Genomic DNA, 14,730 nt, shown 5'->3' with positions numbered 1-14,730 from the left:
AGGCGCTGCTTTAATCGGCGAACGGCCCAAGCACAAGGCGCCCGGCGCACAGCAACTGAGACATACCGTCTGGTAGGCGAAGTTGCGCGCACCGTGTAACGCTGTGCTTGGGTTGTGCAGCCATTAAATCAGGGCCTCCTAGGCTTCGGCAGCTTCGACTTCGACCAGCAATTGGCGATTTTTAACTTGATCGCCTTTGCTGACCTGCACGCGGCGCACGATGCCGTCGACGGCAGCTTTCAGCGGGTGCTCCATCTTCATGGCTTCGAGCACCACCAGCAGTTGGCCTTTGCTGACGTGCGCGCCTTCGTCGATCAGTACATCGACAATCGCGCCATCCATGGGGGCTTTCACTGCGCCGCCGCTGGCGCTGTCTTGTGCACTGGCGGGCGCATGCGTGATGTCAGTGAGGCACAGGTTGCCACTGTGGCCGTGCAGCCATAGCTGCTCGCCTTGGGCGACGTAGGCTTGGCGGCGACGCACACCGTTTTCGATCAAGGTGAGTTGCTGGCCGTCATCGGCGAGCAGGGTTAGTTCAACCGTGCTTTCACCGACTTGTGCGCTCAGCTTGGGCTGCACGCCGCTTTGCAGCACGCTGAGGCTCACTGCATGACGCTGCTCGCCATGGGCGAAGATAAACTGCCACGGCGCATTGCCGGCGCTGCGCCAGCCGCTGAGCTGTGCTTGCGCCGCCACATTGCCGCCATGCCAGTAGCGCAGCGCGGCAGCAATCGCCAACTCGTTCGCGGTGAGCGAATGCGACTGCAGGCTGGGGTCGTTGCTGAAGTGCTCGCCAATAAACGCCGTGGTGGCATTGCCGGCAGCAAACTCGGGGTGCGCCAGCAGGTTGGCCAAAAAGCGCTGGTTGGCGTTAACGCCCAGCAGCACGCAGTTATCCAGTGCACGAATCAGCTTGCGGCGGGCATCTTCACGGGTGGCGCCGTAGGCGATGACTTTGGCCAGCATCGGATCGTAGAAGGGCGTCACCGCTTGGCCTTCTTGCAGGCCGTGGTCGATGCGAATGCCGTCTAACAGTTCCGGCGCCCAGCGCAGCACGTGGCCGGTTTGCGGCAGAAAGTTATTCGCCGCGTCTTCGGCATACAGGCGCACTTCGATGGCGTGGCCATTAAGCTGAATGTCGGCTTGCTGAAGCGGCAGTGGCTGGCCTTCGGCCACGCGGATTTGCCATGCGACTAAATCTTGCCCGGTGATCAGTTCGGTCACCGGATGCTCCACCTGCAGGCGGGTGTTCATCTCTAAGAAGTAAAAGCTGCCATCGGCGGCGAGCAGAAATTCTACGGTGCCCGCGCCAACATAATTGACCTGCTGTGCGGCTTTGACTGCGGCCTCGCCCATGGCTTGGCGCAGCTCAGGCGTCATGACCGGGCAGGGCGCTTCTTCGACCACTTTTTGGTGGCGGCGCTGTACCGAGCAATCACGTTCGCCCAAATAGACGATATTGCCGTGCTGGTCGCCAAATACTTGGATTTCCACATGGCGCGGCTGCAGCACGGCTTTTTCCACAATCAGCTCGCCAGAGCCAAAGGCGTTCAACGCCTCCGAGCGCGCGGTGCAAATTTGCGCGGCCAGCTCACTGGCCTCAGTCACTAAGCGCATGCCACGGCCACCGCCACCGGCGCTGGCTTTAATCATCAGCGGGTAGCCAATACGCTCGGCTTCGCGGGCGAGGGTGGCGTCGTCTTGCTCGGCACCTTCGTAGCCAGGGATGCACGGCACGCCGGCTTCGAGCATGGCGATTTTCGACAGGCGCTTGCTGCCCATCAGGTGAATGGCTTCCACGCTGGGGCCAATAAACACGATGCCGGCAGCTTCGCACGCACGGGCAAAGTCGGCGTTCTCGGAGAGAAAACCGTAGCCGGGGTGGATGGCGTTGGCGCCGGTTTGCTGCGCGGCTTGGATGATGTTGTCGATAACCAAGTACGACTGATTGACCTGTGCGGGGCCAATGCACACCGCTTCGTCGGCCATGTGCACATGGCGGCTGTCGGCGTCCGCCTCGGAATACACCGCCACGGTGCGGTAGCCCAGCGCTTGCGCAGTGCGCATTACCCGGCAGGCAATCTCGCCACGGTTGGCGATCAGAATCTTGTCAAAGGCGGGCATCGTGGTGCTCCTGCTGATTGTTTTCACCCTCACCCCAGCCCCTCTCCCATGCTGGGAGAGGGGCTAGAGCAGGGCGTAGCGTTAACTTAACTATCTAATTCCGCCGGCTTATTCGGCCCGCTTATTCGGCCCATTTGGGCGGGCGTTTTTGCATAAAGGCCATGGTGCCTTCGGCGCCTTCCGGGCCAGTCACAGCAGCGGCAAACTGCTCGGCAGCGCCGTCCAGTAGCGCCTCAAGCGGCTCTTCTTCGGTGGCCAGCAGCAGGGCTTTGGTCTGTGCGTTGGCATTTGGCGCGCACTGGCGTACTTGGCCGAGCACTTCAGAAAGACGCGTTTCAACCTCGGCTTCGCAGTAGTGCACTAGCCCTAAACGCAGCGCCTCGGCACCGTCAAAACGTGCCCCGGTAAGCGCCAAACGGCGCGCTTGGGTTAAGCCAATGCGCTTCACCACAAACGGCGCGATTTGCGCGGGGATTACCCCAAGGGTGGTTTCTGGCAGGCCGAACTTGCTGCTTTCGGCGGCGATGGCGATGTCGGAAATACACGCCAAGCCGAAGCCGCCGCCGAGCACAGCGCCTTCCAGCACGGCGATCACCACCTGCGGCACGTTCTGCGCTTGCTCCAGCAGGCTACCGAACGCGCGATTCAGCTCGCGGTAAGCCTTGCTGCCAGCGCTGCGCGCGCTGGCCATGTCTTTAATGTCGCCACCGGCGCAGAAATGCCCACCCGCGCCACGCAGCACTAAGGCGCGCACGCCGGTGTTTTGCTTAACGCTGGCGAGCACTTGGCGCAGCTCGTTAACCATCGCCAGACTCATCGCATTGCGACAGTCGGGGCGATTCAAGGTGACATGCAGCACGCCAGCTTCAAGGTTCAGTTGCAGGGTGTCGCAGTGCGGTAACTCGGCCATGGTGCCTCCTTACTTTTTCTTGCCCGGCAGAATGCCCATCAGCTTGCAGATAATGCCCAGCATGATTTCGTCGGCACCGCCGCCAATGCTCACCAAGCGCACGTCGCGGTAAGCACGGGCTACGGGGTTGTCCCACATGTAACCCATGCCGCCCCAATATTGCAGGCAGCTGTCGGTCACTTCGCGACCTAGGCGACCGGCTTTCAGCTTGGCCATCGAAGCGAGCTTAGTGACGTCTTTGCCCGCCACATACAGCTCGGTGGCTTGGTAGGTGAGGGCACGCAAGGCTTCGAGCTCGCTTTGCAGCTCGGCCATGCGGAAATGAATCACTTGGTTGTCGATCAGCGCTTGGCCAAAGGTTTTGCGCTCTTTGCAGTACTCGATAGTGCTGTCGATGCAGTATTCCAAGCCTTTAATAATGTTGGCCGCGGCGAACAGGCGCTCTTCTTGGAACTGCATCATTTGCATCATAAAGCCCGCGCCTTCATGGCCGACGCGGTTGCGCTGCGGCACACGCACGTTGTCGAAGAACACCTGCGCGGTTTCTGAACTGCGCATGCCGAGTTTGTCCAGATGCGGGCTGACGCTGACGCCTTTAGTGTTCATCGGCACCATGATCAGCGACTTGTTGCTGTGCGGCTTGCCGTCGCTGGTATTGGCTAACAGGCAGATAAAGTCGGCGCTGGGCGAGTTGGTGATCCACATCTTACTGCCGTTGATCACATAGTCGTCGCCGTCTTTTTGCGCGGTGGTTTTCAGCCCCGCCACGTCGGAACCAGCACCGACTTCCGACACACCGATACAGCCAACCATGTCGCCAGCAATCGCCGGCTTTAAGAACTCTTCGCGTAGCTCGTCGGAGCCAAAGCGTGCCAGTGCCGGGGTACACATGTCGGTCTGCACGCCGATGGACATCGGAATGCCGCCGCAGTGAATACGGCCCCATTCTTCGGCAGCGACGACCGAGAAGCTGTAATCCAAACCCATGCCGCCGAATTGCTCCGGCTTAGAGATGCCCAGAAGACCTAAGTCACCGGCTTTTTTGAAGATCTCGTGAATCGGGAAGCGGCCGTCTTTTTCCCACTGATCCACATGCGGGTTAATTTCGTTGTCGACGAAGTTCTTGATCGTGCGGCGAAGTTCTTCGTGTTCTTGGGTAAAAATCATTGCGGGTTCTCCTAATCTTTTCTCCCTCTCCCTGAGGGAGAGGGCCGGGGTGAGGGTGCACGGGAAATTCCCTCACCCTAACCCTCTCCCAATGGGAGAGGGACTTATAAACGGGCTACGCCAAAGGCATTGGGTTTTAAGGGGCGTGCTTCGGCTTCGCGGCAAATATCCAGCAGCAAGCCGAGCAGGGTGCGCGTGTCACGCGGGTCGATCAGGCCGTCGTCCCACAGGTTGGCGGTGCCGTACAGCGCGGTGGACTGGCTATCGAGCTTTTGCGCGGTGACGGTTTCCAGCATGTCGAGCATTTTCGGGTCGGGGGTCATGCCCTGCTTGAGCTGCTTCTCTTCGGTGACGATACGCAGCACCTTGCCGGCCTGCGCGCCCCCCATCACTGCCGTGCGGCTATTCGGCCAGGCGAAGATAAAACGCGGGTCTAGCCCACGACCGCACATGGCATAGTTGCCCGCACCGTACGAGCCGCCGACCACGATGGTGAGTTTGGGCACGCGGGCATTGGCTACCGCCTGGATTAGCTTAGAGCCGTGTTTGATCACGCCGTGCTGCTCGCTTTCGGTGCCGACCATAAAGCCGGTGGTGTTATGGAAGAACAGAATCGGCGTGTTGCTCTGGTCGCACAGCTGAATAAATTGCGCCGCTTTGGCCGCGCCTTGCGGGGTGATCGGCCCGTTGTTGCCGATAAAGCCGCAGGGCTGACCTTCGATGGCCAAGTGGCCACACACGGTTTGGTTGTCGAACTCGTTTTTAAAGTCGAGAAACTCCGAGCCATCAGCAATGCGGGCGATGATTTCGCGCACGTCGTAGGGCTTTTTCGCATCCGCCGGCAGAATACCGAGTAGTTCGTGGGCGGGGTACAGCGGCTCGGCGTAGCTGGGCTTCTGGCGCACTGGCAGCTGCGCATTCCACGGCAGCATGCTGATGATATTGCGCGCTAAGCGCACGCCGTCGGCGTCGTTCTCGGCCAGATATTCGGCGGTGCCAGCGATTTGCGCGTGCATTTCGGCGCCGCCAAGTTCTTCGTCCGTGGCGATTTCGCCGGTGGCGGCTTTCAGTAGTGGCGGGCCAGCGAGGAACATCTTGGCCTTGCCGCGCACCACCACCACATAGTCCGACAGCCCCGGCTGATAGGCGCCGCCAGCGGTGGACGAGCCGTGCACCACAGTAATCTGCGGAATACCGGCCGCCGACAGGCGCGCTTGGTTAGCGAATGCGCGCGCGCCTTCCACAAAGATATCCGCCGCATAGGTGAGGTTAGCGCCGCCGCTTTCGGCCAGCGTCACGATGGGCAGTTTGTTTTCCGCCGCCACTTGCTGCAAACGCAGCGATTTACGCAGGCCGGTGGGGGAAATGGTGCCGCCCTTGATGGCGCTGTTATTGGCAATCACCAAGCAGCGCACGCCCGCCACATAACCAATACCAGCGATGATGCCGCTGCCGGCTAAGGTGCCGTCTTTGTCATCGTGCAGCTTGTAGCCGGCCAGTGATGACAGCTCCAGAAACGGGCTGCCGGCATCCAACAGCAGATTTAAGCGTTCACGTGGCAGAATTTGCCCGCGCTTGTCGAACTTAGCCTTGGCCTCTTGGGCTTTATCGAGCACTTTCTGCTCGACGTCGCGGAAGCTGGCGATAGCGGCCAGCATGGCTTCGCGGTTGGCGGCGAACTCGCTGCCGTGCACGTCTAATTGCGATTCGATACGCGGCATGCTCAGTCCTCCTTAAACACATCGGGCAGGTAGGCGCGGTGGAAGCCGTCATACGGCTGGCTGGTGTCGCCTTTGCCCAGCGTCCACGCACGGGTCCCTTGGCTGGCCGCACCGTCGATACGGATGGTGTTGCCGCTGATAAAGTTCGCGCCGGGGCTGAGCAGGAAGACAATCGCAGAGGCGACTTCCGACTCGGTGCCAATGCGCTGTAGTGGCACGTGGTCTTTCAGGCCGCGAATCATGGCTTTCATCGACTCGGGGTAGGTGTCCATGCCGCTGGAGGCAATCCAGCCCGGCGCGACGGCATTCACTCGTACGCCGGCATGGCCCCATTCGTAGGCAGCTGTTTTGGTGAAGTTATCCATACCGGCACGCGCAGCACCGGAATGCCCCATGCCGGGCATGCCGCCCCACATATCAGCCAGCATGTTGACGATGGCGCCGCCGTGCTTGCTTAAGCTTTGCAGGTACACCTCTTTAGCCACCAGAAAACCGCCGACTAAGTTGGTGCGCACCACGGTTTCAAAGCCTTTCTGGTTAATGCCGATCAGCGGTGCGGGAAACTGCCCGCCGGCGTTATTCACCAAGTGATGAATGCGCCCGCGCTCGGCCAGCACGGCCTTGACCATGCCTTGTACCGAGACTTCGTCGCGAATGTCACAGACTTGCCAGCTGGCGCTGCCGCCGTCTTCAGCGATTTCGCCGCAGGTAGCTTCCAGCTTGTCTTGCTTGCGGCCCACCAGCACCACATGGGCGCCTAAGTGCGCTAATTCGTGCGCGACGCAGCGACCAATGCCGCTGCCGCCGCCGGTGACCAGAATGGTTTGCTCGGCGAACAGGCCGGGCTTGTACACGGAGTCGTAAGACATGCGGGCTCCTTAAGCCAGTCGCTCGGCCAGCGCACGCGGCACCGGCACAGGGAATTGCAATAACTGCTGGGCAAAGGCTTTACCTTGCGGGTCGATACGCAGGCTGGCTACACCGCCGCCGCCTAAGCTGTTTTCCAGCAGAAAATTCAGGCTGTGCGTGCCGGGCAGATACCAGCGGCTAACGCGGCCGTGCTCGGCATCCAGAACGTGCTGCATCCAGCCAGCTACGGCTTGTTCCGTTAACGCGGCGGCAATCCAAGGCAGGAATTCGGCCTCGCGGGCCATCACGCCAATGTTGCTGTGATTGCCCTTGTCGCCAGAGCGCGCCACGGCCAGCTTGATCAGCGGTACGCTAACTTCTGCTGCGCCATTGGCCGTTGGTATTTCTGCGGGCGCAGGCTCGCTGCTGGGGGCGGAAAGCTCTGGCAGGGTGACGGCGCTGCGGGTATCGCCGATCTCGACGCTCAGCTCGCAACGGGATTTGTCGGCTAGCAGGCTAAACAGACGAATCACTGGGTACACAGTAGGGCGGCCGCCGACGATGCCAGTCAGCCCCGGCGCCATGCCGGTGGCGGCTTGGGCAATCTCGCGGCTGAACAGAATCAGCGCTTCTTTTTTGGCGTGGTGCACGGCGATCTTCACCACCACTTCGCGGGTGTCGGCACGCTGGGCGTGTTCGCCGTAAGTGGCTTCGGAGCCTAATAGCTCGATGCTGACTTCTTGGTATTTGCCCCAGCCGCGCGCGGCGAATAGCTCTTCGGTCTTATTAATGATGGCTTGGCTGACGCGCTGCGCTTTGGCCACCGCATCGACACCGGCTAATAAACAGCTGGCGGTGCAGCGGAAACCATCGGGGTAGGTGGCGCTGACTTTGTATTGCTCAGTCGGCGCACGGCCCAGCGCGCCAGATACGGCTACGCGTGCATCGCCGGCTTGGCTGAGCTGCACGTGGCTGAAATCGCAGATCACATCCGGCAGGTAATAAGCCTGCGGATTGCCAATTTCATAGAGCATCTGCTCGCCAACGCTAAAGGGCGTCACGAGCCCGCCGGTGTTAGCCGGCTTAGTGACGATAAAGTCGCCATTGGCGCTGACTTCCACCACGGGAAAGCCGATGTGCTCGTAGTCCGGCACGCTCTGCCAGTCGGTAAAGTTACCGCCGGTGCACTGCGCGCCACATTCGATGATGTGCCCCGCCAACGCGGCTTGGGCGAGCTGGTCGTAATCGGTCCACTGCCAGCCAAACTCATGGACTAGCGCGGCGCTAACCACGGCGCTATCCACCACGCGGCCAGTGATCACGATATCGGCGTCTTGCGCCAAGGCTGCGACAATCCCCGGCGCGCCCAGGTAAGCATTCACCGACACGCAAAACGGCGGCAGCGGGGCATCAGTAAACATCTCGCGCGTGCCGGCTTTGGCTAACTCACCCAGCTTGGGTTGCAGGTTGTCACCGTGCAGCACGGCAATCTTCAGGTTAACCCCGGCGCGTTCACAGGCGGCTTGTAGGGCTTGCGCGCAGGCGCTGGGGTTAACCCCGCCGGCGTTGCTGATCACGCGGATGCGTTTTTCCGCCAAGGTGGGCAGCAAGGGCTCCAGCACCTCAACAAAGTCGCGGGCGTAGCCTTCGTCGGGCTTTTTCATCTTGGCGCCGGCCATGATCGACATGGTTACTTCGGCCAAGTAGTCGAACACTAAGTAATCCAGCTCGGCACCATTCACCAGCTGCGCGGCAGCGGTGCAGGTGTCACCCCAGAAGGCTGAAGCACAGCCGATGCGCACAATCTTGTCAGACATAATCAAGGTTTCTTGTTGATGTGACGTTGCATGCAATCTACCAAGCAAGCGCTTGGTTTGAAAAGGGCGATTGTGCTAATTTGCTCAGGCATTTCTGCCAAGCGCTTGCTTGGCTTGCAGGGCAAGGCTGAGCTGCATACAGTTCGCCTTCACCAAGGTGTCACCGTAATGAAAGGGTAGAGGTGTATGGCAAGTCACGACGAACAACAGGCCCAGCAGGTTTTGCACGCGCTGGTTAGCCGCGGCGAAATCACCGATCCGCACAGCGCCAAAGGCAAGCTGCTGCAATGCGCCGCACATTTGTTTCGTCATAAAGGGTACGAGCGCACCACTGTGCGTGACTTAGCCAGCTCGGTGGGCATTCAGTCCGGCAGCATCTTTCATCACTTCAAAAGTAAGGACGAAATCCTTAAAGCGGTGATGGAAGAGACCATCCTCTATAACACCGCGCTTATGCGCGAAGCCTTAAGCCATGCCCATGGCCCGCGCGAACGTTTGCTGGCGCTGATTCGCTGTGAATTACAGTCGATCATGGGTGGCACCGGCGAAGCCATGGGCGTGCTGGTGTACGAATGGCGCTCGCTGTCCGACAGTGGCCGTGCCGACATTCTTAAGCTGCGTGATGTGTATGAGCAGATGTGGCTGGCTGAGCTGCAAGCCGCGCGTGATGAGGGCTTAACCCCGAGCGACCCGTTTGTGCAGCGGCGTTTTTTAACCGGTGCGCTGTCGTGGACCACCACTTGGTTTAAAGCCGAAGGCAGCATGAGCTTGGATGAGCTGGCCGAAGCGGCATTGGCGTTAGTGCTGAAATAAGTAAAAAACCGCACCTTTCGTGCAAGTTCTGCAAAACCTGTTACTTTTTTAGCATGGCTTGTTGTTCGCAGGTTTGCGCATGGGAAGTGCTGTTCGCTGTTGGCTGTGCTGGTTGGCTGTGCTGCTCACGGCCGGCCAGGCCCAAGCCCATCAATCTGAAATCAAAGTCGGCGGTTATGATTTTCCGCCGTACGTGATGCTGTCTGAAAGCAACTCGCAAGTGCGCGGCTTAGTGCCAGATCTGCTCAATGCGCTTAACGCCTATCAACAGCGTTGGCACTTCAAGTTTGTGCCTACCTCTACCAAGCGCCGTTATCGCGATCTGATGGACGGGCGTTACGACATGATTTTGTTCGAGTCCCGCGAGTGGGGCTGGCAAAGCCATGACCTGGACAGCGCCTCGCTGGGCCTGAATGACGCCGAGGTGTACGTCGCCCAGCTCAGCCAAGCGCAAGACCAAAGCTACTTCGACAGCTTCGCCGATAAGAACATGGCGCTATTCAATGGCTATCACTACCAATTTGCTGGGTTTAACTCCAACCCCGAGTTTTTGCGCGAGCAGTTCAATGCCACGCTGACCTATTCGCACGAAAGTAACCTGCGCATGCTGGAGCGCGGCCGGGTGGATATGGTCGTCGTCACGGAATCGTTTTTGCGCCGCTTTCTGCAAGAAAACCCCGAGTTGGGCAAAGAGTTTCTCGTGTCGCAAAAGTACGACCAGGTCTATCGCCATGAGGTGCTAGCGCGGCGCGGCAGCGAACTATCGGCCGCCAAACTGATGAAATTGCTGCAAGGGCTTAATCGCGCAGGCCAGCTGTCACCGGTTCTAGAACGCCATGGCTTGCATAACAGCCTGCCAGAGTAATCATGAAAAATCGCCTTAAGTGGTTGACAGTGAACGCCTTTATCCTTAAATTTCGCACCACTTCAGGCACATAGCTCAGTTGGTTAGAGCACCACCTTGACATGGTGGGGGTCGTTGGTTCGAATCCAATTGTGCCTACCAAATTCGCTGCATCCGCAGCCCAAAAAAGCGACCTCTAACGGTCGCTTTTTTATTGCCTTTAAAACACTCACAGCGTTACCCGCAGGCCGTAGTCACAGGCTTGCCATGCCTGCGCGCGCGCCGCACACTGCGCGAAACCTTCTCTGCTGAGACTCCCCCATGCGCCACGTTAGCCACGCTGTTGCCGGGCTTGTTTTGATGACCGTTAGCTTGTGCAGCCAGGCCGACCCTGCGCTGATCGCCAGCCTTAACCAATACCGCAGTGAAGTGCAGCGCTGTGCGGGGCAGGGTAGCGAAGTGCTGCCGCCACTCAATGCGCAAACCCAGTTGCAACTGCCAGTGGCGGCCGGAGGTGATTTGCAGGCCGACCTCACCGCGCGCGGCTACCCCATGCAGCAAGCGCAAGCGGTGTATTTATCTGGCCCGCGCGATGGCTTGGCGGCGTTTGATGCGCTGCGTGAAGGGTTTTGCCAAGTGCTGTTAGACCCACAGTACGTGGATATCGGCATTGCCCGGCTCGACCGCGAATGGCGCATCGTGTTTGCTCGCCCGCTGCTTAGCGGCAAGCTGGGCGACTGGCAGCAAGAGGGTGAAAAGCTCTTGGCCGCCATCAATAACGCCCGCCAGCAGAGCCGCCAGTGCGGCACGCAAGCCTTTGCTGCGGCCCAGCCGCTCAGCTGGCAAGGCGCTTTAGCCGATGCCGCCCACTTGCATAGCCGCGCAATGGCCAACGGCAACTTCTTTGCTCATAAAGGGCAGGATGGCTCGACCCCTGGTGATCGCGCTGAGTTGGCCGGTTTTCTCGGTGGCGCGGTGGGCGAGAACATTGCCGCCAGCGTAGATAGCAGCGACAAGGTCGTTAAGGCCTGGCTGGCCAGCCCAAGCCACTGCGCCAACCTAATGAACCCCAGCTTTACATGGTTAGGCGCGGCTTATGCGGCCGACCCGAAAAGCGATGCCGGCATCTATTGGACAGCCGTGTTCGCCGCCCCTTAACCGGCGCGACTGCCCCTCGGCGCTGCAACCGTTTAGCGATTAAGGCTAAGAGGCGTTCTCATTGTCATTGGCGAACGATTGACGCTTACCTATAATGGCGGCCTTTTGCTAGTTAGGGGCAGTCGGCGTGGAGTGGTTGGAGCAGGTCTATCAAGCAGTGAACTGGCTGGCGACGCCGGTCATTAAGCAGCTCACAGGCCTGTTTGATTTGAACGGGCGCATCGGCGTGTTCTTTATCGGCCTTTCCTACACCGTGGCCTACGGCCTGTTTCGTTACCGCAAACACCACGGCCTAACCGAAGCGCGCAGTTTTTGGGCGTTTATCGGTGGTAACCGGGTGCATTTTCACCCCTCGGCGTTACTCGATTACCGCTATTACTTTGTCAGCGCCTTGCTCAAGGTGCTGGTGGTGGTGCCTTTCATTGCGCTGGTCGACCCCATCGTGTGGCGCGCCGCCGACTACGTGAGCTTCTTCAATAACCTATGGGGCGAGCGCCCGCAGCTGGGCTACAACCTTGGCATCAGCTTGCTGTATGGCTTGGGTGTGTTTTTGATTAACGACTTTGTTAGTTATTGGGTGCACCGCGCCTTTCACAGCCGCTGGTTGTGGGAGTTCCACAAAGTGCACCATGCGGCGCCTGTGCTGGTGCCGCTCACGGCCAGCCGCGCGCACTTTCTGGAAAAACTCGTCGATCGACTGCTGAGCATCATGCTGGTGGGGTTGTTTGCTGGAGTGTTCTGGTATTTGTGTGGCGACAAGGTGAGCCGCTACACCTTATTTGGCGTGACGTATCTGGTGTTTATCTTCAACAGCCTTGCGGCCAATTTGCGCCATAGCCATGTTTGGCTGTCGTTTGGTCCGCGTATCGAGCGCTTTATCAATAGCCCGGCGCAGCACCAGATTCACCACAGCGATGCGCCGCATCACTTCCACAAGAACTTTGGCACTAATTTGTCGATTTGGGATTGGATGTTCGGCACCTTGTACACCACCACGCCAACGCCGGAGAAGATTAACTTTGGCACTGCTGAGCGTGATCCGCATCGGTATTTGACGCTGTATAGCCTGATTGTTTTGCCGTTTGTGGATACCTATAAGAAGGTGGTTGAGCACGTCAACTCGGTTCGTGCTTCTTCTGTAGCTAAGGGCTAAAGACGTTCGAGCTGCTGGGTGCTTTGCCGCTTAACCTCTTACACAACGACTGCGTTCAGCCGGCTGAAAGGGGCGAGGGCGGCAAGCTCTGAAATCGACAGTAACATGTGGCTGATTACAGCGATGCGAGTCAAGTGACTCGGATAATGGCGAAAATGGGTGGGGCGGTTTATCCCGTTGGTTTAGATTTTTAACATAGATCCATATAAAAACACCGGCACATGGCCGGTGTTTTTATAGTTAACATTTTGTGTCAAATGATCTTTTCTTGAATTGCCTTTTCCAGGGCTCGCTTGGTTAGGATAGAAATTGTTTCGTCAATATCCGCACGAGCGAAGGGCGCAGCAGGTAATAAAATCAAGTGCATCCAGGTGGTAACGCGCTCTTGTGCACTGGTTTTTCCAATCACATTGCCTTCGGCATCACGGAAACGCATTTCAACACTGTAGGTATTGTCGAACGCTCCCGGAATCAAGAACAAGCTTAGCCCTGTAATAAAGGCCAGTCCCATGCTGCCTTCTTCGTGATTACGCAATGTGACTGTCGCGTAGACATCCGCGGCTTCTTTTTGGGTGGTGACTGCTGAAAAGTAACCACTTTCTTCAAGGTCTTTTTTAACCAGATTTTCGAGAGCAGTGATATTGGTGATGCTATTAGCTGCCGCATCATTAAGTTGGTACTCAGCATGCACACTGAGATAAGCTTTTGTTGGCTTTTCGCTACTCAGCGGCCACTGAGTAGGCTCGCTTTGTAAGTTGTGGGAATAGCTAGCGCAGCCCTGCAGCACCGCAAGAGACATGAGTAGTGCTAAAGAGATAAAACGTTTCATGGCGAACCTCCTTGTTAATTGCTTTGTAAGCGCTGAGTGCTTTCGGAAATAAGCTGATCAATGACCGTAGAAAGCTGTTTTGCTCCGTTGGGGAACATGTAGTCTTTATCCCAAAGGCCGGTATTTTTATCTTGTTTTAGCATTTTCGTTGATGCTGCTAACACCTTGCCATTGGTGTCTTTGATGGTTAGCTCGGCAGCAATATCATAGCTGTCAACATAGATAGGACCGTTAAACCAAATCCACATCGTTAACGTGGCTAAGGCGCCTGGAATGTACGCCGGGTGTGGCGTTCTACGCGCTCTTAGACTTGCAAAGTTAAAGTGCAGAGTTACATCGTTGCCTTGCAACTTGGCAGGGAAGGTTACAACTTTCTCAAAGTATTCGCCGCGCTGTAGATGCGGGACGAGCTGTACGCTGAGCTGATCAGCAATAGTGCGTTGTTGATCCTCATTGATTTTAGGGTCGCTCACTTCAACGCTGTCCAGCATGGCTGCGTAAGGAAGTGTTTTGCTAGCAAATTGCTGGGAGGGAGCCAGTGGTCCTGTTGGCGTGAAGGACACGCAGCCCGTTGCGCTGAGCGCCAATACAGCGAGTAATAGGTAGGTTTTTATCGACATGTAGACATCCTTGGCATACTGCTTTGCTTGACCCGAGCGGCTGTTCGGGCGGCGCATTGTAGCAGTTGGCCATCAGCTGCTGAACTACTGAGAAACGAAGTTTGCTAGAGCTCTCCAAAGCCAGATCGGTCAAGTGACGGGCTAAAGTCTTAGCGCTCTCCGAGCGAGCCGTATTCAACCTTAAAGCTGTTCGAACTGCTGGGTGTTCTGGTGTTTGCAGCTGATTATTTGTGGGGGGCTTAGGCATTTGTTCCGCCCTGCTGGGCGGCTCGCTTATGGCAGTCGTCCCCAAAGAAAGCAAGAGGTCTTGCCCCAGCAGCCGGCTGAAAGGGGCGGAGGGTGCAGACTTGAAGATTTGTTGTTAAGGAAACGCTGATTTATTAAGCCTCACACCAGCACCAGTGCCGATTCGCAGCGCAAAATCAGAAAACCAGCTCGATTCCCCGCATGACTAGCGCCTTTTGGCGTTAGCGCAGCCTCCGTAGAGGCCATTTCCCGTCAGCAAGACGGATTTATCCCGTGAGCACGCATCAAATGTCGCTTGGATAGCAGCAAATTCGCGAAGCCAAACAGGCTGAACAGCTGCGCCGTGTTTTTCGTCAGACCGCGATAGCGCGTTTTGCGGTAATGAAACAGATTTTTAACCACGTGAAAGGGATGCTCGACTTTGGCGCGCACTTTGGCTTTCAGGCGTTCTATTTGCTCTTGCAACTGGCCTTCTGGAG

At 57.9% G+C, this 14,730-nt stretch carries 13 protein-coding genes and 1 tRNA gene; 5 read left to right on the top strand and 9 right to left on the bottom strand.

From position 1 onward, the window contains the following. Nucleotides 1-138 precede the first annotated feature (138 nt). The 6 genes from BMX80_RS13935 to BMX80_RS13910 all read right to left on the bottom strand — a co-directional run bounded on the left by BMX80_RS13935 (nt 139) and on the right by BMX80_RS13910 (nt 8,588). Nucleotides 139-2,124 carry an acetyl/propionyl/methylcrotonyl-CoA carboxylase subunit alpha gene (locus tag BMX80_RS13935; protein ID WP_074869605.1) on the bottom strand — a complete coding sequence of 662 codons (1,986 nt, stop codon included), beginning with the start codon at nt 2,122-2,124 and terminating at the stop codon, nt 139-141. Between the two features lie 121 nt (nt 2,125-2,245). After that, the gene (locus tag BMX80_RS13930; RefSeq protein ID WP_074869602.1) at nt 2,246-3,034 is read right to left on the bottom strand and encodes an enoyl-CoA hydratase/isomerase family protein; all 789 of its coding nucleotides are present in this window, start codon (nt 3,032-3,034) and stop codon (nt 2,246-2,248) included. Nucleotides 3,035-3,043: 9 nt separating this feature from the next. Then, a complete protein-coding gene (gene atuD / locus BMX80_RS13925; protein WP_074869599.1) occupies nt 3,044-4,201 on the bottom strand; it encodes a citronellyl-CoA dehydrogenase in 1,158 nt (385 codons plus the stop codon). A 104-nt stretch (nt 4,202-4,305) separates the two neighbouring features. Then, the gene (gene atuC, locus BMX80_RS13920) at nt 4,306-5,922 is read right to left on the bottom strand and encodes a geranyl-CoA carboxylase subunit beta (RefSeq protein WP_074869596.1); all 1,617 of its coding nucleotides are present in this window, start codon (nt 5,920-5,922) and stop codon (nt 4,306-4,308) included. 2 nt (nt 5,923-5,924) lie between these two features. Further along, nucleotides 5,925-6,791, bottom strand: coding sequence for an SDR family oxidoreductase (locus BMX80_RS13915; protein WP_074869591.1), 867 nt, complete (start codon nt 6,789-6,791; stop codon nt 5,925-5,927). 9 nt (nt 6,792-6,800) lie between these two features. Next, on the bottom strand, nt 6,801-8,588 hold the full coding sequence (locus BMX80_RS13910; RefSeq protein ID WP_074869587.1) for an acyclic terpene utilization AtuA family protein: 1,788 nt from the start codon (nt 8,586-8,588) through the stop codon (nt 6,801-6,803). A 186-nt stretch (nt 8,589-8,774) separates the two neighbouring features. Between BMX80_RS13910 and BMX80_RS13905 the strand changes: the two genes are divergently transcribed. From BMX80_RS13905 to BMX80_RS13885, 5 genes are all read left to right on the top strand, one after another. Further along, entirely contained in the window at nt 8,775-9,401 is a 627-nt protein-coding gene (locus tag BMX80_RS13905) for a TetR/AcrR family transcriptional regulator (RefSeq protein WP_071872341.1), read from the top strand. Nucleotides 9,402-9,480: 79 nt separating this feature from the next. Continuing rightward, a complete protein-coding gene (locus BMX80_RS13900) occupies nt 9,481-10,266 on the top strand; it encodes a substrate-binding periplasmic protein (protein WP_074869584.1) in 786 nt (261 codons plus the stop codon). 64 nt (nt 10,267-10,330) lie between these two features. Beyond that, nucleotides 10,331-10,407 (top strand) — tRNA-Val (locus BMX80_RS13895). 159 nt (nt 10,408-10,566) lie between these two features. Next, a complete protein-coding gene (locus BMX80_RS13890; RefSeq protein ID WP_074869582.1) occupies nt 10,567-11,403 on the top strand; it encodes a CAP domain-containing protein in 837 nt (278 codons plus the stop codon). Nucleotides 11,404-11,530: 127 nt separating this feature from the next. Next, the gene (locus tag BMX80_RS13885) at nt 11,531-12,556 is read left to right on the top strand and encodes a sterol desaturase family protein (RefSeq protein ID WP_074869579.1); all 1,026 of its coding nucleotides are present in this window, start codon (nt 11,531-11,533) and stop codon (nt 12,554-12,556) included. A gap of 253 nt (nt 12,557-12,809) precedes the next feature. Here BMX80_RS13885 and BMX80_RS13880 read toward each other — a convergent pair whose 3' ends face one another. The 3 genes from BMX80_RS13880 to BMX80_RS13870 form a co-directional block, all read right to left on the bottom strand. Next, nucleotides 12,810-13,385, bottom strand: coding sequence for a hypothetical protein (locus tag BMX80_RS13880; RefSeq protein WP_074869576.1), 576 nt, complete (start codon nt 13,383-13,385; stop codon nt 12,810-12,812). A gap of 14 nt (nt 13,386-13,399) precedes the next feature. Next, entirely contained in the window at nt 13,400-14,005 is a 606-nt protein-coding gene (locus BMX80_RS13875) for a hypothetical protein (RefSeq protein WP_074869573.1), read from the bottom strand. Between the two features lie 498 nt (nt 14,006-14,503). Continuing rightward, on the bottom strand, nt 14,504-14,730 hold a 227-nt coding region (locus tag BMX80_RS13870), incomplete at its 5' end, for a transposase (protein WP_139214106.1).

This window comes from Atopomonas hussainii (genome assembly GCF_900109735.1).
GTDB lineage: Bacteria > Pseudomonadota > Gammaproteobacteria > Pseudomonadales > Pseudomonadaceae > Atopomonas > Atopomonas hussainii.
This window is presented reverse-complemented; position numbering and strand designations above follow the sequence as displayed.